This window comes from Caulobacter segnis, assembly GCF_031454995.1.
Classification (GTDB): domain Bacteria; phylum Pseudomonadota; class Alphaproteobacteria; order Caulobacterales; family Caulobacteraceae; genus Caulobacter; species Caulobacter segnis_E.
Map to the genome: position 1 here is coordinate 36,713 of NZ_JAVDRV010000007.1, position 16,140 is coordinate 52,852.

Genomic DNA, 16,140 nt, shown 5'->3' on the forward strand with positions numbered 1-16,140 from the left:
GATCGGTCGGCTGGCCAGCGCGGTCCGGCCTGGTTTGCTAGCCGCCCACCGCGCTCGCGGCGAAGTCCCGCCAGCGCTTGGCTTCCTTGCGGAAATGGGCGTGGGTCTTGGCCAGGCGCTTGTCGATCTCGACGAGCTGCGCGCGGGCCTCGTCCTTGCGGCCCTGGCGGGCCAGGAACACGGTGTAGCGGGCGACGCCCTCGAAGCCCGGATAGTGATCGGCGGCCCACCGCAGGGCGGTCTCGGCCTGCTCGTCGCGGGCCAGGGCCTGATAGACGCGGCCCAGGGCCAGCATGATGTGAGGTGTCCGGCCGGCGTTCGGCGTTTCGCCCAGCTTTTCCAGGAGCGGCAGGGCTTCGGCCGGGCGGTTCAGCTCGATCAGGGCGTTGGCGCGCCCCAGCAGAAGCTGCGGATCATCGGCGTACATCCCCGTCAGGCTGTCGGCGTAGAGCCGCTCGGCCTCGGCGTGCTTGCCCAGTTCCGTGGCGGCCACGGCCAGGCGGACGCGATTGGCGACGGTTGGCGCGTCGTCCACGGCCTTGGCGGCCTCGCGGTACTCGCGCTGCGGGTCCAGCGCCTGGCGGGCGGCGGCGCCGACCGTGCGAGCGGCCTTGCCGCCCATCAGTTCGGGCAGGATCACGGCGGCCAGATAGACGACCCCGCCGACCGGCTGGAACAGGAGGATGATCCATAGCCAGTACATCTCGCGGTGCGTCCGCACGACGTGGACGCACAGGGCGATCGAGAACAGCAGCGACAGGCCGAGCAGCGGCAGCGGAAGCGAGAACATCCTCGCGTCTTCTCTCGCCCCGCCGGCGGCGTCAATCTTCGGTTTTCGACGGCTTGCGCGGATCGGCCTTGGGCGCGGGGGCCAGGCGCATGACCTCGGCCTGGTAGCGTTCATCGTCGCCCACGGCGGCGAAGGGCAGGGCGTCGGCGATGGCGTCCAGCATCGGATCCAGCCACTGGTGCTCGACCTTGTGGAAGTCGCCCAGCACGTAGTGCATGACCGCGTCCTTGTGGCCGGGATGGCCCACGCCGATGCGGCCCCGGCGGAAGGCGTCGCCGACCTGGCTGGTCACCGAGCGGATGCCGTTGTTGCCCGCCGCGCCGCCGCCAGCCTTCATTCGGAAGCGGCCGGGCGCCATGTCGATCTCGTCGTGGAAGACGATCACGTCGGCGGGTTTCAGCTTGAAGAACTTCATGGCCTCGCCCACCGCGCGGCCGCTCTCGTTGTAATAGGTCTTGGGCTTGAGCAGCAGCAGCTTCACCGGGCCGTCGGGCGTATTGACCAGACCTTCGCAGGCGAGGCCCTGGAAGCGCGCGCGCCACGGGGCCGTGCCCCACTTCCGCGCCAAGGCGTCGACGGCCATGAAGCCGACGTTGTGGCGGTTCTTCTCGTACTTGGGCTCGGGATTGCCCAGGCCGGCGAGGATCAGCATCGCTCAGGGTCTCTGGAGATCAAACGAAAACGGGCGGACCCGAAGGTCCGCCCGTCTCTTAAATCGGTTCGGTCGGAAGACCGAGCGGATTAGGCTTCGGTCGTGGTGTCGCCGGCGTCCGACTGGGCGGCCGACGAGGCCTTGACGTTGGCGATCACGAAGTCACGGTCCATGGCGGGCTTCACGCCGGCCGGCAGCTTGACTTCCGAGATGCGGATGACGTCGCCCAGGTCGTGTTCGGCCAGGTCGATGATCAGCTCTTCCGGGATCTGGTCGGCCGGGCAGGCCAGCTCGACGCTGTGACGGATGACTTCCAGCGTGCCGCCCTTCTTCAGGCCGACCGAGATGTCGTGGTTCTTGAAGTGCACCGGCACTTCGATCTTGATCAGCTGGTGCTCGTCGACGCGGTACAGGTCGAAGTGGACCGGCTCGTCGGTGACGGGGTGGAACTGGACGGCCTTGGCGATGACCGATTGCTTTTCGTCGCCGTGCTGCAGCGTGACCAGGTGGCCGAGCAGCTTGCCGGTGTACAGCGACTTGCGGAATTCGTTGGCGCGCACGGCGACGTTCACCGGGGCCTTGCCGCCGCCGTACAGGACGCCGGGGATCTTGCCTTCGCGGCGGGTGGCGCGGGCGGCGCCGGTGCCGGAGCCGTCGCGGACTTCAACGTTCAGAATGATCTCGGCCATGAGGCTGTCTTTCTCGAGAACCGGATGTTCTCGTCTGTGACCCAGCGCCTATGGCCGTATCGCCACGCTCGCCCGGTCGTTTTGGGGTCGCGCTACATACACAAAAGGGCCGGGCGACGCAACGCCCGGCCCTTTCGACGTCGGGGCGTGAAAAATCAGCTTTTTTTGGCGGCCGGTTTCTTGGCGCTGGTCTTGGCCTTGCGTGAGTTGGCGCCGGCGCCCTTCACGGCGATCGATTCCTTGACCGGCAGCACGCGCGGCGGTTCGGGCGGCAGGGCCGCGCCGGCGCCCTTGGCGATGCAGGCGCCGGTGTCCATCAGGATGTGCTGGCCAAGGCAGAAGATGTCCTCGTAGTGCGGCTTGGAGACCGCCAGGCACTGATAGAGGTTCAGCTTGGCCATGTTCACGCAGTTGGCCGTCGCCCAATCGGCGCTGAGGGCGTCGATCGAAGCCAGGTTGTTGTCGCCGGCCGCGCCCAGGGCGGCCAGGGCGGCGACGGCCAGGCCCCGGATCACGATGGGCTGGTAGGGCGCGGGGGCGGCGCGCGGGGTCAGGCCCAGGGTCTGACCGCCGAGGGAGGCCTGCTGCAGAACCGCGATGTCGGCGCTTTCGGCCAGGGCTGGGGTGGCCGACAGGGTCTTGGCCGAGGCCAGGCGCGCGTCGCGGTCGGAGACGGCGCTCTTGGACCAGGACGAGCGTTGCACGTCGTAGGCGGCCTGCTTCACCGCCTTGCCGGCTCCGTAGACCTTCAGGCCGTCACCGCCGACCTGGTCGATGATCAGGCCCGCGGCGCTGTCGGCGCCCTTGAACACGGCCGCGTAGGACGGGTTGGAGAAGATGTTCTTGATCATCTCCTGGCGCTGGGCGGGATAGGCCGCGACCTCGCGCACCGAAGCGACGAAGGTGGGATCCTGCAGGGCCAGGACGGCGGCGTAGGCCACCGCGCCGTTCATGAACGACTTGGGCTCATAGGCCGCGCCGACCTTCAGAGACGCCTGAATCTGGTCGCCGTTCTGGAAGGTCGGCGACACGGTGGCGGCGCGGGCCATGTAGCCGCGGAACGCGCTGGCGCGCTCGATCACCTGAGCCGACAGGGTGATCGGCGGCGGCGGAGGCGGGGCCTGGACGACAGGAGGCGGCGGCGGCGGCGGGGAGCTGCAGGCGGCGACGATCGCCGTCAACGCCACGGCGGTCGTCGCCAGAACGACGCGCGCACGCGAAAAGGAACGCATTCTCGAACTTCCCCATCAGGTCTTGGCGGAGCCCATAACAGCCAGGGCGGGCGACATTGTGACTGTCGCTCCGTTAACCAAGCTTTTACAAGCGTGGCCGTGGGTTTGGGGCGCTTTGACGCGCGCCGGTTAACCACGAATGACGCAGGGGGCGCCCCTAGTCGAACAGCTTCGACACCGACTCTTCGTTGGCGATGCGGCGGATGGCTTCGCCGATCAGCGGGGCGCACGAGACGTAGCGGATCTTGGGGCAGGCCTTGGCCGGGTCCGAGGCCTCGATCGAGTCGGTGACCACCAGCTCGGTCAGGACGGAGTTGGCGACGCGGTCGGCGGCCGCGCCCGACAGTACGCCGTGGGTGATGTAGGCGCTGACCGACTTGGCGCCGTGATTGATCAGGGCCTGGGCCGCGTTGCACAGCGTGCCCGCCGAGTCGGCGATGTCGTCGAACAGGATGCAGCGGCGGTCCTTGACGTCGCCGATGATGTTCATGACTTCCGATTGGCCCGGACCCGAGCGGCGCTTGTCGACGATGGCGAGGTCGGCGTCGTCCAGGCGCTTGGCCAGGGCGCGGGCGCGCACCACGCCGCCGACGTCGGGCGAGACGACCATCAGGTCATCGCCCATCGGATAATGCTTGCGGATGTCGTCGGCCATCAGGCGCGAGGGCAGCAGGTTATCGGTCGGAATGTCGAAGAAGCCTTGGATCTGGCCGGCGTGCAGGTCCATCGTCAGCACGCGGTCGGCGCCCGAGCGCGTGATCAGATTGGCGACCAGCTTGGCCGAGATCGGCGTGCGGCCGCCGGTCTTCCGATCCTGGCGGGCGTAGCCGAAATAGGGCAGCACCGCGGTGATCCGCTTGCCCGACGCGCGCTTCAGGGCGTCGATGCAGATCAGGAGCTCCATCAGGTTGTCGTTGGCCGGATAGCTGGTCGACTGGATGACGAAGACGTCCTCGCCCCGCACGTTCTCGTCGATGGTGACGAACACCTCGAGGTCGGCGAACCGGCGCACCTGGGCGCGGGTCAGCGGCATGTCGAGATATTCCGCGATCGCCTGGGACAGCGGGCGGTTGGAGTTGCCGGACAGCAGCTTCATGGGGATATCTCGGGGGTGGGGGTCGCCGTTGCCGGGGCTTCTAGCAGGCGAAGCTCTGGAAACAAGTGTTAACGGCCAGACTTTTTCGATTCCGTGATCGGACGATCGCGGACGTGGCCCGGGCGCCTCACGCCTCCAGCATGATCGCCGACAGCAGGCGGCCGTAGTCGCCCTCGTTGTTCAGGAAGGCGCGGCGGTTGGAGAAGAACCAGTCTTCCTCCGCCCGCGTGTCGCGGCCGACCCATTCGCGGCGCTCGACGCCGGCGGTTTCCAGGCGATCCAGCACGAAGGCGGGCAGGTCGAAGAAGCGCTTGTCCTGCGAGACGCCTGGCTTGAAGAATCGGCCCGAGCCTGGGCAATCGGCCTCGAACTTGTGAAGAAAGTCGACACCCACCTCGTAGGACTTGGGGCCGATGCAGGGGCCGACGACGCCGGTGATGTTGGCCGGGTTCGCGCCCAGTTCGACCATGCGGTCGACGGCGGCCTGGACGACGCCGTCCAGCGCCCCGCGCCAGCCGGCGTGGGCGGCGGCCACGACCCGGGCGTCGGGATCGACCAGCAGCACCGGCGCGCAGTCGGCCGCCATGGCGCCGCAGATCACGCCGGGGGTCTTGCTGACCACCGCGTCGCCCTGGGGGCGGGCGTCGCCCCACGAGCCGTCGGCCGTGATCGCGATGGTCGAGTGGATCTGATAGCAGACGTTCAAGTCCTCGGGGCCGCCGCCGAACCAATGCGCGATGCGGGCGCGGTTCTCCTCGACGTCGGCCGGCTCGTCCTGACTGCCGCGTCCCACGTTCAGGCTGGCGTAGATCCCTTTCGAGACCCCGCCCTGGCGCGTGAAGAAGGCGTGCTTGACGCCCGGCAGGCTGGACAGCAGCGGCGACTGGACGGTGGGCAGGTCGTGAGCGTGGGTCATGTCGCGTCCTCGAAGAGGGGGGGCGAAAGGTCGGGCGCGCACAGGCACGCCACCTTGAACAGCGTTCCCATCTGCGCCTCGCCGACCAGACGATCAAGCTGTCTTCCGATCTGGTCGGTCTTCTCGGGCCGGCGGGCCGCGAGCGCCTCGGCGCGGTCGAGGATCCCCAGCGCCACCAGGAACTGGCCTTGCGTCAGGATCGGCCCAGCCTTGGCCCCGGTGTCGCGCGCGGCGGCGACCACCGACGGGAAGTCGGCCCAGACGGTCAGGTCCGCCAGGCCCGCGGTCTTCAGCGGGTCGACCTTCTGGTGGTTCTGAACCGCCTGCAGCGTGTCGCCGGCCTCGGGCTGGGCCCGGCCATAGTCGATCAGCAGCGCCGCGCCGCCGTCGGTCACGAGGCGGTGGGCGATGTCCGAGGCCAGGGCGGCTTGAGCGGGGGAGGTCTCGACGACCGCGCCGACGGGAAAATCCTCCCCCTCGGGGGGGAGGTGACGCGAAGCGTCGGAGGGGGAAGGGGCAAGAGCAGCAGGACTTCCCCCTCCGGTCGCTCCGCGACCGCCTCCCCCTCTGGGGGGAGGATTGAGGGGGCGCAGCCCAAACGCCAACTCGCCATCCTCGCCCAGCCCGATCACCCGCTCTGACCAGCCGTCCTTCGTCCGGACGAACTGGCGAGCGGGCAGGCAGTCCAGCAGCTCGTTGGCGACCAGGATCATCGGCGCGCCGGCGGGAACCTCGTCGAGGCGCGAGGCCCAGCGGGGACGCTCGCCCAGTCGCTCGGCCTGCTTGGCCTTTAGGGGTTCGGAGACCTCGACCAGCCAGACGTCGGCGGCCTCCAGAAAGTCCGGCGCCACGCGCGCGGCGCGCAGCAGGTCGCCCATCAGCGTGCCGTCGCCGGGCCCCATCTCCACGAGGCGGAACGGGGCGGGGCGGCCCATGCGGGTCCAGGTCTCGATCGCCCAGAGGCTGATCAGCTCGCCGAACATCTGGCTGACCAGGGGGGCGGTCACGAAGTCTCCGCCCGCGCCCAGGCCCGGACGCGTGGCGTAGTAGCCGTCGCGCGGATCGTGCAGGCAGCGGGTGAAGAACTCGGGCCCGCCGATCGGCCCGTCCTGGGCGATCTGGGCCTTGAGGCGGTCCAGCAGGCTCATGACGTCAGGCGGTGGTCTCGGCGGGCGCGCGCAGCGACCGCCACAGCAGCCAGCCGCCAACCAGGATCATCGGCGCCGACAGCATCATCCCCATGGTCAGGCCGAAGGGGAAGTCGGGCATGCCGATGTCGGGATTGCGCACGTTCTCCAGCGACAGGCGGAACAGGCCATAGGCCAGAAGGAAGGTCGCGACGATCGCGCCGCGTCGTTGCAGCCACTTCAGCCGATAGATGGCGAAGGCCAGGATCGCGAACAGCAGCAGGCCCTCCAGCCCCGCCTCGTAGAGCTGGCTGGGATGACGCGGCAGCTCGCCCGCGGGGCAGATCCCTTGCGGATGGGCGGCGCGGATCGTGTCGTTGCAGAAGACGATCCCGAGGGGGCTCTCGGTGACCCGGCCCCACAGCTCGCCATTGATGAAGTTGGCGACGCGGCCGAAGAAGATGCCGATCGGGGCGACGGGCGCCACCAGGTCGCCCAGCTTCAGCATGTCGATCTTCTGCTGGCGGGCGAACAGGGCGATCGCGGCGCAGACGCCCAGGAAGCCGCCGTGGAAGGACATGCCGCCTTCCCAAATCTTGAGCACGTCCAGGGGATTGGCCATCAGCCAGGTTCGCTGGGCCGCGTTGGGCAGCATGTAGAAGAGGATGTAGCCCAGGCGCCCGCCCAGGATGATGCCCAGGGTGATCCAGAGCACCAGGTCGTCGATCTGCGGCGGCGTGGCGGTCGGCGTCCGACCGCCCCACAGGCTGGGGGTCCTTACCAGCCGCACCGCGTAGCGCCAGCCCAGCAGGATGCCCGCCACATAGGCCAAGGCGTACCAGCGCAGGGCCAGCGGGCCCCACTGCAGGGCCCAAGGGCCGATATGAACCACCGGATCAATGTCGGGGAAGATCACGCGCTCGGGCTCCGCTCGGGACAGATCGTCGCACCGTATAAAGCGCGTCAGGCGAAAGTGTGAGCGGTTTCGCCGCTTAGGCGTCGCGCCTGGCGCGACGCCTAAGGAGTCGTTGGCTCTTCGCTTTCATCCCTTGTTTCCCATATAAGTAGGGCTCGCCCATCCGCGGGCGCGTGGAAAGCCGATGCACAGCCAGAACCCGATCCTCGACGAATTCGCCAAGCTGACCCAGGCGGCCATGGGCATCGCCCAGACGGCGGGCGAGGAAGCCAAGTCCGCGATGCGGGCCCAGGCTGACAGGCTGGCGGCTGAGTTCGACCTGATCCGCCGGGACGATTTCGAAGCGCTGAAGGCCGAGGTCGCCGCGCTGCGCGAAGAGATCGCCGGCCTGAAGGCGGCCAAGAAAGCCCCGGCCAAGAAGAGCGCGGCGACGGGCGAATAGGCCGTTTGTCGCTCGCCCACGGCGTGAAGCGAGTTGAGACGAACGCCGCGAAGCAGATTAGTGTCGTCGGTACGTGAGCGAATCAAGGCGGGGCTCACCCCCGCCCGCGCTGGCGGGGACGCAGGATTCTCATGGACACCCAACCGGAAGAAGACGACGTCCTGATGGCTCTCGATCCCCTCGAGGTGATCGAGCATGTGCTGTCGGCCGAAAACCTCACCTTTGACCGCACCGAAGACGGCGACCTGGCCTTCGCGCTGAAAGGCGACTGGAAGGACTACGAGCTGTGGTTCGCCTGGCGGCCCGAGGCCGACTGCCTGCAGCTGTGCCTGTCCCTGGATCTGCGCGCGACCAAGTCCAAGCGGACCAACGCCTACGAATTGCTGGCCCTGATCAACCAGCGCGTCTGGCTGGGCCACTTCGAGGTCTGGACCGAGGACGGCGAGGTCGTGTTCCGCCACGCCCTGGCCCTGCCGGCCGGCGAGCGCCCGACCATGGCTCAGGCCGCCTCGATGATCGACGCGGCGGTGGAGGCGGCCGACCGCTTCTATCCGGCTTTCGACTTCCTGCTGCACGGCGCCAAGACCCCGGACCAGGCGATGGCCGCCTGCATGTTCGAGACGGTCGGCCAAGCTTAGGGCTTTAAATCCTTCTCCCCTTGCGAGAGAAGGTAGCCCGGCAAGCAGGTCGGATGAGGGGTTTCCGCGTCCGCGAGGGAGACCCGTCATGACCCCCATCCTCCTCACCCCCATCCTTCTTCTGGGCGCTGGACGCATGGGCGGCGCGCTGATCCAGGGCTGGCGCGAGGCCGGCGCCTTCACGGCCGTCGATCTGATCGTGCGTGACCCGCACATCGAGGCCGCCGCCGTCCGGGGGGCGATCGTCAATCCGCCGCTGGAGGCGCTCGGCGCGGCCAAGACCGTCTTGCTGGCGGTGAAGCCGCAGGTCTGGCGCGAGGCGGTCAAGGACGTGGTCCCGCACTTGGCGCCCGACGCCGTGATCGTCTCGATCGCCGCCGGCGTCCGCGCCGCCGACATCTCCGAAGCCTTCGACGGCCGGCGCGTGGCGCGGGTCATGCCGACCACCGCCGTCGCCATCGGCCGCGGCGCGGCCAGCCTCTACGCCGAGGACGCCGAGGCCCTGGCCCGCGCCAAGGCCCTGTTCGATCCGGTCGCCGCCGTCTCGGTGTTGCCGAACGAAGACCTGATGCACGCGGCCACCGCCGTCTCCGGCTCGGCCCCGGCCTATCTCTACGCCTTCGTGGAGGCGCTGGAGGCCGCCGGCGCCGCCCAGGGCCTGGATCCCGTCGAAAGCGCCCGCCTCGCCCGCGCCACCATCATCGGCGCCGCCGCCCTGATGGAGCAGAGCGGCGAGGAGCCGGCGGAACTTCGCAAGCAGGTCACGTCCCCCGGCGGCACCACCGCCGCGGCGCTTGACGTGCTGATGGGCGAGGGCGGGTTTGGCGACCTGCTGCCCAAGGCGCTGGCCGCGGCGGTGGCGCGGTCGAAGGAGCTGGGGGGCTAGAGAAACCCTCTCCCAGAGGGAGAGGGCGGGGCCCGCGCCGCAGGCGTGGGAGGGTGAGGGGATACGCTCTCGCCGCAAAAACCCCTCACCTCCCGCCGCTACGCGGCGGGTCCCTCCTCTCCCTCGGGGAGAGGGGTTGTTTCAGGGCGATCTTCGGCTCATCTGAGTCGGCATGACCGACGACATCCTCGACCGCGCCGCCGACGCCGCCCTGGCCCTCGCCGCCGATCAGCCCTGGCCCACCGTCTCGCTGCGCGACATCGCGGTGAAGGCGGAGGTGCCGTTCCCGGAGCTCTACGCCAAGGCCAATAGCCGCCTCGCCGTGCTCGCTCGCGTGTCCGAGCGTTTCGACCGCGCGGCGCTGGCGATCGACTATCCGCAAGGCTCCAACGCCCAGGACCGTCTGTTCGACGCGGTCATGGCGCGGCTGGAAGCGATGGAGCCGCATCGCACGGCGCTGCTCGGCATCGCCAAGGCTCAAGGGCCCGTGATCGCCGCGGCGCGCTTCCCGCTGATCGCCCGCGCCCTGCTGGAAGCCGCCGGCGTCCCCGCCACCCCGCCGCGCCTGCTGGCCATGGCCGTCGTCTGGGGGCGCGTGGTCCAGGTCTGGCGCGAGGACGACGCCGCGCTGAACCGCACCATGGCCGAGCTCGACAAGCGCCTGAAGCAGATGGCCCAGCGGCTCGGCATGATCGGGGCGGGGTTTTAGGGACAGTATAAATCCTCCCCCTAGCGGGGGAGGTGGTCCGAAGGACCGGAGGGGGAAGTGTGGCTGACCTTGCCTCTTCCCCCTCCGTCGTCTCTTCGAGTCGACACCTCCCCCGCGAGGGGGAGGATTTGGAGCCCAGCTACCCCGGTAGCCGGATCAGCGCCCGCAGTCCCCCCATCGCCGAGCGCGACAGCACCAAGTCCCCGCCCAGGCCGCGCGCCATGTCGCGGGCGATGGCGAGGCCCAGGCCGACGCCCTTCTCGTTCTGGTTCCGGCTCTCGTCGAGGCGCGAGAAGGGCTTGAACGCCTCCTCGTAGCGGTCCTCGGGAATGCCGGGGCCGTCGTCGTCGACGGCGATCTCGACCCCGCCGGTGTGGCGCGCCGTGGCGGTGACCTTGACGTGGTCGGCGTGGGCGACGCCGTTGTCGACCAGGTTGGCCAGCGCGCGGCGGAAGGCCAGCGGTCGCACCCGCGCCTCCAGTCCCGGCGTGATCTCGGTCTCGACGGCCGCCCCGCCGCGCCCCGCGTCGGCGACCACGCCCTCGATCAGGTCCGACAGATCAACCACCCGCGCGTCCTCGCCGCCCTCGCCGCGGGCGAAGGCCAGGTACTCGTCGATCATGTGCTCCATCTCGGCCAGGTCGCCCTTCATCGCCTCCAGCTGCTCGCAGGGCTCGGCCATGGCCATCTCAAGCTTCAGGCGCGTCAGCGGCGTGCGCAGGTCGTGGCTGACGCTGGCCAAGAGGGCCGTGCGCTGCTCGATGTGGCGGACGATGCGGGCCTTCATGGCCAGGAAGGCGCGGGCGGCCTTGCGCACCTCGCGCGCGCCGTGCGGCTTGAAGTCGTGCTCCTCGCCCCGGCCGAAGGCGTCGGCGGCGTCGGCCAAGCGCTCGATGGCCCGCACCTGGTTACGGATGAACAGGATGGCGATCGCCGTCAGCAGCATGGTCGCCACCACCATCCACAGGATGAAGATGTGGCCTTGCGTGGCGTAGGCCCTATCGCGCAGGGCGTAGATCTGCAGGACGCCGTCCTTCACCTGCACGCGGATGTCGATATAGGCCGTGTAGCGGGTGGTATCGAACCAGAACGGGTTGTCGAGCCGGTCGTCCAGGGCCTGCTGCAGCGAGCGGTCCAGCGCCGCGAACAGCGATGGCCGGCGGCTGGTCGGCAGCTTGCGGCCTTTCTGGAAGGCGATCGACAGGGACATGGAGTCCTCGGCCCGCTTGGCCAGCTTCTCGACGGCGGTGGGGCTGGGGTCGTCCTCGTAGGACTGCACGGCCCAGGCGATGTCGCCGGCCAACCCCTCGGACAGCTTGCTGGTCACTGACTGCCAGTGGGCGTCGAAGAACGCCCAGGTCACGGCGATCTGCATCACCGCCACCGGCAGGATGATGATCAGCAGGCTGCGCCCGAACAGCGAGGTCGGCAGCAGGCGTTTCAGCGCGGGCGGGATGTGGAGGCGGGTGGAAAGAGGCACCGCGGGATCAATCCGGCGCCAGCCGATACCCGATCCCGCGCACGGTCTGCAGATAGCGCGGGTTTTTCGGATCGGGCTCGATCTTGCGGCGCAGGCGGGTGACCTGGACGTCGACGGCCCGGCCGGTGGCGTCGGCGGTGTCGCGCGCCAGCTCCAGCCGGTCCACCGGCTCGTGGGCCGAGCGGGCCAGGCGGCGCATCAGCGTCACCTCCGCCTCGGTCAGGCGGATCACCTCGCCGTCGCAAACGAGCTCGCCCCGCTCTGGCTCGAACGTGCAGCGTCCCAGGTTCAGGGCGGCGCTCCGCGTTCCCACCGGCCGCGCCGACGAGCGGCGCAGGATGGCCTCGATGCGCAGCAACAGCTCCTGCGGCTCGAACGGCTTGCCCAGATAGTCGTCGACGCCGTTGGACAGGCCCTCGATCCTGTCGGCGGTCTGGTCGCGGGCGGTCAGCATCAGGATGGGCGTGCGACCGGCCTCGCCGCCCTTGGCGCGTAGCCGCTTGGTGAAGGCCATGCCGTCCTCGCCTGGCATCATCACGTCCAGCACCATCAGGTCGAAGTCCAGCGCCTCGAACAGCTTGTCGGCGCCCGCCGCGCTGGAGGCGGCGGTCACGCGGAAGCCGGCGCGGCCCAGGAATTCCTTGATCAGCTTGCGCAGGCGGTCGTCGTCGTCGACGACCAGCAGGTGGCGCTCGCGGCGCTCGTCCGGGGTCATGGCGCTGGCCTCACACGTTCTGGCGCCGAGGCGCGCCCACACCCTGGCGGGGTCCGGCCAGCGCCGCCAGGATCCGCCGGGCGCCGGCCACGCCATCCAGGCCGCCCGTGCGGTAGGCCCGCGCGAGCAGGGCGCGCAGGCGCTCGGCCGTGCGCTGTTCGAACGCCACGCCTTCGGGCGTCAGGGTGGCGGGCCGCCGGCGGCCGTCCAGCTCGCCCGCGCCGCGCTCGACCAGGCCCGCTTTCTGGAGGTCCGAGAGGGTGCGGCTGGCGGCCTGTTTCGATAGGCTGGTCAGCTTGGAAAGGTCTTGCACCCCGATCCCCGGCCGGCGGCGCAGCAGGAAGGCCGCGCGCCAGTGCGAACGGCCCAGGCCCACGCTCTCGCTCTCCAGCGCGGCGTCCACGGCGGCCCACAGCGAGGCCTCGGCCAGCAGGATCAATTCCAGCCCGCCGTCCAGCTCCTCCTCGCGAAGGATCAGACGGGGATCGTCCGAACTGGGCTGCAGCGGGGCTATCATCGCGCGGAGTCCATTTTATTTGACGCGTCCACCCTCGGGGCGTCTAAGGGCCGGGTTTTCCATAAGGAGGTCTTGGGCCGATGTCTCTGGTTCCCTTCGACGATCGTGATGGTTGGATCTGGCTGGACGGCCAGTTCGTACCCTGGCGGGACGCGAAGGTGCACGTCCTGACCCACGGCCTGCACTACGCCTCGTCCGTCTTCGAGGGCGAGCGGATGTACGGCGGCGAGATTTTCAAGCTGACCGAGCATACCGAGCGCCTCTTCAAGTCGGCCGAGATCCTCGACTTCAAGATCCCCTACACGGTGGCCGAGATCGACGAGGCCTGCAAGGCGACGGCCGCGAAGAATGGCCTCAAGGACTGCTATGTCCGTCCGATCGCCTGGCGCGGCAGCGAGATGATCGGCGTTTCGGCCCAACAGACCAAGATCCACGTGGCCATCGCCGTCTGGGAATGGCCCTCGTATTTCGACCCCGCCACCAAGGCCAAGGGCATCCGCCTGACCTGGGCCAAGTACCAGCGCCCGGACCCGAAGACCGCCCCGGTCGCGGCCAAGGCCGCCGGCCTCTACATGATCTGCACCATCTCCAAGCACGCCGCCGAGAAGGACGGCTACGCCGACGCGATGATGCTGGACTATCGCGGCTATGTCGCCGAGGCGACCGGCGCCAACGTCTTCTTCGTCAAGGACGGCGTGCTGCACACCCCCAAGCCCGACTGCTTCCTGGACGGCATCACCCGTCGCACGGTGATCGCCATCGCCAAGGACAAGGGGATCGAGGTGGTCGAGCGCCACATCCAGAAGGAAGAGCTCGCCGGCTTCACCGAGTGCTTCATCGTCGGCACCGCCGCCGAGGTGACCCCGGTCTCGGAAGTGGGCGAGTTCAAGTTCACGCCGGGCAAGCTGTCCCTGGACCTGATGGACACCTACGCCGCCCTGGTGCGCGGCCAGGCGATGGCCGAGGCGTAAGGTCTCGTCTCTTCGCTAAAAGACATGACGCCGCCCGGAGCGATCCGGGCGGCGTTTTTCATGCACACATCCGTGTCATCCCGGCCGGAGCGCATCGCGCGTAGAGCCGGGACCCAGGGGGGATTGAACGCCGTGCGCGCCGCCCCTGGGTCCCGGATAGCCTCTGCGAGGCTTCCGGGATGACACGTGTTTTGGGCCTCTATTGTCACCCCCAGAAATCCGGGGGTGACTCCCAGCCAACTTCGCCTTACCTTTCCTTCGATGACCCTCGCCGCCAGCCACACGCTGTTTTGGTATTTTAGCTATCCGACGCCTCTGGCGCCGGGAGGGTTTCGTTCGGCCTGAGATCAGGGCCACCTAAGAACACCTTCACCAGCCGCCAGGGGATCCCCGGGCGGCTTTTTTGATGGCCGCCGGACCTCCCAGACATCTTCCGGAGCCATCCATGCCGTCCTCCACCGCCCATATCGTCTCGCTGCCCGTCCCGACCGACGACCTGCGGATCGAGAAACTCCAGACCCTCAGCCCGCCCGCCCAGGTGATCGGTGAGGCGCCCGCCACCTCGTCGGTGGCCGAGGTCGTCGGCGCCGGTCGCCGCGCGGTCCACGAGATCCTTCAAGGGCGCGACGACCGCCTGGCGGTGGTGATCGGGCCGTGCTCGATCCACGACCCCAAGGCCGCCCTCGAATACGCCCAGCGCCTGGCCGCCGAGCGCGAGCGTCATGCCGGCGAGCTGGAGATCATCATGCGGGTCTATTTCGAAAAGCCGCGCACCACGGTCGGCTGGAAGGGCCTGATCAACGACCCGGACCTGGATGGCGGCTTCCGCATCAACGAGGGCCTGCGCCTGGCGCGCCGCGTGCTGCTGGACGTTAGCGCCCAGGGCCTGCCGGCCGCCTGCGAGTTCCTGGACGTGACCACCCCGCAGTACATCGCCGACCTCGTGGCCTGGGGCGCGATCGGCGCGCGCACGACCGAGAGCCAGATCCACCGCGAGATGGCCTCGGGCCTCTCCTGCCCGGTCGGCTTCAAGAACGGCACCAACGGCGATGTGAAGGTCGCGGTCGACGCCGTCATGGCCGCCAGCCAGCCGCACCATTTCCTGGCCGTGACCAAGGAAGGCCGCGCCGCCATCGCCACGACGACCGGCAACGGCGACTGCCATCTGGTGCTGCGCGGCGGCAAGACGCCGAACTACGACGCCGCCAGCGTCGCGGCCGCCGCCGAGGTCCTCAAGAAAGCCGGCCTGCCCGAGCGGATCATGGTCGATGTCAGCCACGCCAACAGCGGCAAGAACCACGAGAACCAGCCGGCGGTGGTCGCCGACGTTTGCGCCCAGGTGGCGACGGGCGCCTCGCCGATCATGGGCGTGATGATCGAGAGCCATCTGGTCGCCGGCCGCCAGGACATCGTCCCAGGCCAGCCCCTGACCTACGGCCAGTCGGTCACCGACGCCTGCGTCGATTGGGAGACCTCGGTCCGGATGCTCGACGACCTGGCGGCGGCGGTGAAGGCCGGACGCGCGGCGCGGGGGTAGTAGGGTAAGATCAAGGAGGCGGGAGTTAGGGCCATAAGCCGCGAATAGCCCCCGCCTTCCTAGGCCTTGTGCCTAGGACCCAAGGCGGTGCCAGGCGAGGCCTTGCCAAAGAGGCTCCACCTGTGTGGTCGCGCATCGACGAGTTCAGCGATTCCGGAACGCTGGGTCCTAGGCACAAGGCCTAGGAAGGCGGGGATGTTGACGAAAAGTGGGGTATAGGCGGCGCCGGTCCCTACTTCCCCTGGCTCGCCATCACCGCCGCGACCTCGGCGCGGGCCATGGCGATGTCGCGCAGGAAGGTCTCGGAGCGGTGCTGGGCGGCGTAGATCACCTCGCCCGACTGGAGGCCGGCCTCGGTGGCGCTGAGCGTGTGGCTGCCGCAGATCCAGCGGCTGTCGGCGTAGTCGCGGCCGCGCGCATAGAGGGCGTCGGCGCGCGAAGGGACGACCTCGGCCAGGATCATCGCCACGTGACCGCCGAAGGCCGAGTGGCCGGACGGATAGTCGGGATTGGCGGTAAGGTCGGGGCGCTTGGGCTCGCAGACGGGCGCGGCGTCCTTGCCGACATAGGGCCGCTTGGTCCCCCAGAAGGACTTGGCGACACTGACCGGCGAGCGGTCGTCGCCGGCGCGCTCCAGCAGGGCCGACAGGATCGGGGCGTTCTGGGGCGTCAGCTTGACGCCCAGGGCCTTCTCGAAGTGTTCGAAGGCGGTTCCCTTGACGTCCGCCGTGGCCTCGGCCCAGCGCGCCGGGTCCTTGTCCTTGATCGCGCGGCTCTGGTCGAAGATGGCGGCGTCGGCGATGGCGCGGGGCGAGCCGGGCTGGGGC

Annotated in this window: 18 protein-coding genes; 7 read left to right on the plus strand and 11 right to left on the minus strand. The window is 69.2% G+C overall.

Features of this window, described 5'->3' with window-relative positions:
* Positions 1–37: 37 nt before the first annotated feature.
* The 8 genes from J2728_RS19005 to lgt form a co-directional block, all read right to left on the minus strand.
* Positions 38–790 (minus strand): hypothetical protein, encoded by a 753-nt coding sequence (locus tag J2728_RS19005; protein WP_310001678.1) that lies wholly within the window; start codon positions 788–790, stop codon positions 38–40.
* Between the two features lie 31 nt (positions 791–821).
* Positions 822–1,442, minus strand: coding sequence for an aminoacyl-tRNA hydrolase (gene pth, locus J2728_RS19010; protein ID WP_310001680.1), 621 nt, complete (start codon positions 1,440–1,442; stop codon positions 822–824).
* An 89-nt stretch (positions 1,443–1,531) separates the two neighbouring features.
* On the minus strand, positions 1,532–2,131 hold the full coding sequence (locus J2728_RS19015; RefSeq protein WP_310001681.1) for a 50S ribosomal protein L25/general stress protein Ctc: 600 nt from the start codon (positions 2,129–2,131) through the stop codon (positions 1,532–1,534).
* Positions 2,132–2,286: 155 nt separating this feature from the next.
* The gene (locus J2728_RS19020; RefSeq protein WP_310001682.1) at positions 2,287–3,363 is read right to left on the minus strand and encodes a hypothetical protein; all 1,077 of its coding nucleotides are present in this window, start codon (positions 3,361–3,363) and stop codon (positions 2,287–2,289) included.
* Positions 3,364–3,520: 157 nt separating this feature from the next.
* Positions 3,521–4,459 (minus strand): ribose-phosphate pyrophosphokinase, encoded by a 939-nt coding sequence (locus tag J2728_RS19025; RefSeq protein WP_066686546.1) that lies wholly within the window; start codon positions 4,457–4,459, stop codon positions 3,521–3,523.
* Between the two features lie 127 nt (positions 4,460–4,586).
* Positions 4,587–5,375, minus strand: coding sequence for a peptidoglycan editing factor PgeF (gene pgeF, locus J2728_RS19030; protein ID WP_310001683.1), 789 nt, complete (start codon positions 5,373–5,375; stop codon positions 4,587–4,589).
* The gene (locus J2728_RS19035; RefSeq protein WP_310001685.1) at positions 5,372–6,523 is read right to left on the minus strand and encodes a class I SAM-dependent methyltransferase; all 1,152 of its coding nucleotides are present in this window, start codon (positions 6,521–6,523) and stop codon (positions 5,372–5,374) included. The genes pgeF and J2728_RS19035 overlap by 4 nt, the downstream gene beginning before the upstream one ends.
* Positions 6,524–6,527: 4 nt before the next feature.
* The gene (gene lgt, locus J2728_RS19040) at positions 6,528–7,418 is read right to left on the minus strand and encodes a prolipoprotein diacylglyceryl transferase (RefSeq protein ID WP_310001687.1); all 891 of its coding nucleotides are present in this window, start codon (positions 7,416–7,418) and stop codon (positions 6,528–6,530) included.
* A 184-nt stretch (positions 7,419–7,602) separates the two neighbouring features.
* Here lgt and J2728_RS19045 point away from each other — a divergent pair, with 184 nt between their 5' ends.
* The 4 genes from J2728_RS19045 (at position 7,603) to J2728_RS19060 (ending at position 10,093) form a co-directional block, all read left to right on the plus strand.
* Positions 7,603–7,860 (plus strand): accessory factor UbiK family protein, encoded by a 258-nt coding sequence (locus tag J2728_RS19045; RefSeq protein WP_310001688.1) that lies wholly within the window; start codon positions 7,603–7,605, stop codon positions 7,858–7,860.
* Positions 7,861–7,991: 131 nt separating this feature from the next.
* Positions 7,992–8,498, plus strand: a complete 507-nt coding sequence (locus J2728_RS19050; RefSeq protein ID WP_310001690.1) for a type III secretion system chaperone family protein — start codon at positions 7,992–7,994, stop codon at positions 8,496–8,498.
* An 88-nt stretch (positions 8,499–8,586) separates the two neighbouring features.
* On the plus strand, positions 8,587–9,384 hold the full coding sequence (proC, locus tag J2728_RS19055) for a pyrroline-5-carboxylate reductase (RefSeq protein WP_310001691.1): 798 nt from the start codon (positions 8,587–8,589) through the stop codon (positions 9,382–9,384).
* Between the two features lie 172 nt (positions 9,385–9,556).
* On the plus strand, positions 9,557–10,093 hold the full coding sequence (locus J2728_RS19060; protein WP_310001694.1) for a TetR family transcriptional regulator: 537 nt from the start codon (positions 9,557–9,559) through the stop codon (positions 10,091–10,093).
* Between the two features lie 139 nt (positions 10,094–10,232).
* Here the strand turns inward: J2728_RS19060 and J2728_RS19065 are convergent, their stop codons facing one another.
* From J2728_RS19065 to J2728_RS19075, 3 genes are read right to left on the minus strand one after another with little or no spacing between them, the layout of a single operon-like run.
* Positions 10,233–11,573 (minus strand): ATP-binding protein, encoded by a 1,341-nt coding sequence (locus J2728_RS19065; protein ID WP_310001695.1) that lies wholly within the window; start codon positions 11,571–11,573, stop codon positions 10,233–10,235.
* Positions 11,574–11,580: 7 nt separating this feature from the next.
* Positions 11,581–12,288: a response regulator gene (locus J2728_RS19070; RefSeq protein ID WP_310001696.1), complete on the minus strand. Its 708-nt coding sequence runs from the start codon at positions 12,286–12,288 to the stop codon at positions 11,581–11,583.
* A gap of 10 nt (positions 12,289–12,298) precedes the next feature.
* On the minus strand, positions 12,299–12,805 hold the full coding sequence (locus J2728_RS19075) for a MarR family winged helix-turn-helix transcriptional regulator (RefSeq protein WP_310001698.1): 507 nt from the start codon (positions 12,803–12,805) through the stop codon (positions 12,299–12,301).
* A gap of 80 nt (positions 12,806–12,885) precedes the next feature.
* Here J2728_RS19075 and J2728_RS19080 point away from each other — a divergent pair, with 80 nt between their 5' ends.
* The 3 genes from J2728_RS19080 (at position 12,886) to J2728_RS19085 (ending at position 15,313) form a co-directional block, all read left to right on the plus strand.
* A complete protein-coding gene (locus tag J2728_RS19080; RefSeq protein WP_310001699.1) occupies positions 12,886–13,776 on the plus strand; it encodes a branched-chain amino acid aminotransferase in 891 nt (296 codons plus the stop codon).
* 261 nt (positions 13,777–14,037) lie between these two features.
* A complete protein-coding gene (locus J2728_RS22365; RefSeq protein ID WP_106907040.1) occupies positions 14,038–14,121 on the plus strand; it encodes a hypothetical protein in 84 nt (27 codons plus the stop codon).
* Positions 14,122–14,221: 100 nt separating this feature from the next.
* On the plus strand, positions 14,222–15,313 hold the full coding sequence (locus tag J2728_RS19085) for a 3-deoxy-7-phosphoheptulonate synthase (protein WP_310001700.1): 1,092 nt from the start codon (positions 14,222–14,224) through the stop codon (positions 15,311–15,313).
* Positions 15,314–16,140: the final 827 nt, after the last annotated feature.

Excerpts from the sequence above, each read along its gene's own strand:
- J2728_RS19005 (WP_310001678.1), bottom strand. The coding sequence starts at position 790 with ATGTTCTCGCTTCCGCTGCCGCTGCTCGGCCTGTCGCTGCTGTTCTCG.
- pth (WP_310001680.1), bottom strand. The coding sequence starts at position 1,442 with ATGCTGATCCTCGCCGGCCTGGGCAATCCCGAGCCCAAGTACGAGAAG.
- J2728_RS19015 (WP_310001681.1), bottom strand. The coding sequence starts at position 2,131 with ATGGCCGAGATCATTCTGAACGTTGAAGTCCGCGACGGCTCCGGCACC.
- J2728_RS19020 (WP_310001682.1), bottom strand. The coding sequence starts at position 3,363 with ATGCGTTCCTTTTCGCGTGCGCGCGTCGTTCTGGCGACGACCGCCGTG.
- J2728_RS19025 (WP_066686546.1), bottom strand. The coding sequence starts at position 4,459 with ATGAAGCTGCTGTCCGGCAACTCCAACCGCCCGCTGTCCCAGGCGATC.
- pgeF (WP_310001683.1), bottom strand. The coding sequence starts at position 5,375 with ATGACCCACGCTCACGACCTGCCCACCGTCCAGTCGCCGCTGCTGTCC.
- J2728_RS19035 (WP_310001685.1), bottom strand. The coding sequence starts at position 6,523 with ATGAGCCTGCTGGACCGCCTCAAGGCCCAGATCGCCCAGGACGGGCCG.
- J2728_RS19045 (WP_310001688.1), top strand. The coding sequence starts at position 7,603 with ATGCACAGCCAGAACCCGATCCTCGACGAATTCGCCAAGCTGACCCAG.
- J2728_RS19050 (WP_310001690.1), top strand. The coding sequence starts at position 7,992 with ATGGACACCCAACCGGAAGAAGACGACGTCCTGATGGCTCTCGATCCC.
- proC (WP_310001691.1), top strand. The coding sequence starts at position 8,587 with ATGACCCCCATCCTCCTCACCCCCATCCTTCTTCTGGGCGCTGGACGC.
- J2728_RS19060 (WP_310001694.1), top strand. The coding sequence starts at position 9,557 with ATGACCGACGACATCCTCGACCGCGCCGCCGACGCCGCCCTGGCCCTC.
- J2728_RS19070 (WP_310001696.1), bottom strand. The coding sequence starts at position 12,288 with ATGACCCCGGACGAGCGCCGCGAGCGCCACCTGCTGGTCGTCGACGAC.
- J2728_RS19075 (WP_310001698.1), bottom strand. The coding sequence starts at position 12,805 with ATGATAGCCCCGCTGCAGCCCAGTTCGGACGATCCCCGTCTGATCCTT.
- J2728_RS19080 (WP_310001699.1), top strand. The coding sequence starts at position 12,886 with ATGTCTCTGGTTCCCTTCGACGATCGTGATGGTTGGATCTGGCTGGAC.
- J2728_RS22365 (WP_106907040.1), top strand. The coding sequence starts at position 14,038 with ATGACCCTCGCCGCCAGCCACACGCTGTTTTGGTATTTTAGCTATCCG.
- J2728_RS19085 (WP_310001700.1), top strand. The coding sequence starts at position 14,222 with ATGCCGTCCTCCACCGCCCATATCGTCTCGCTGCCCGTCCCGACCGAC.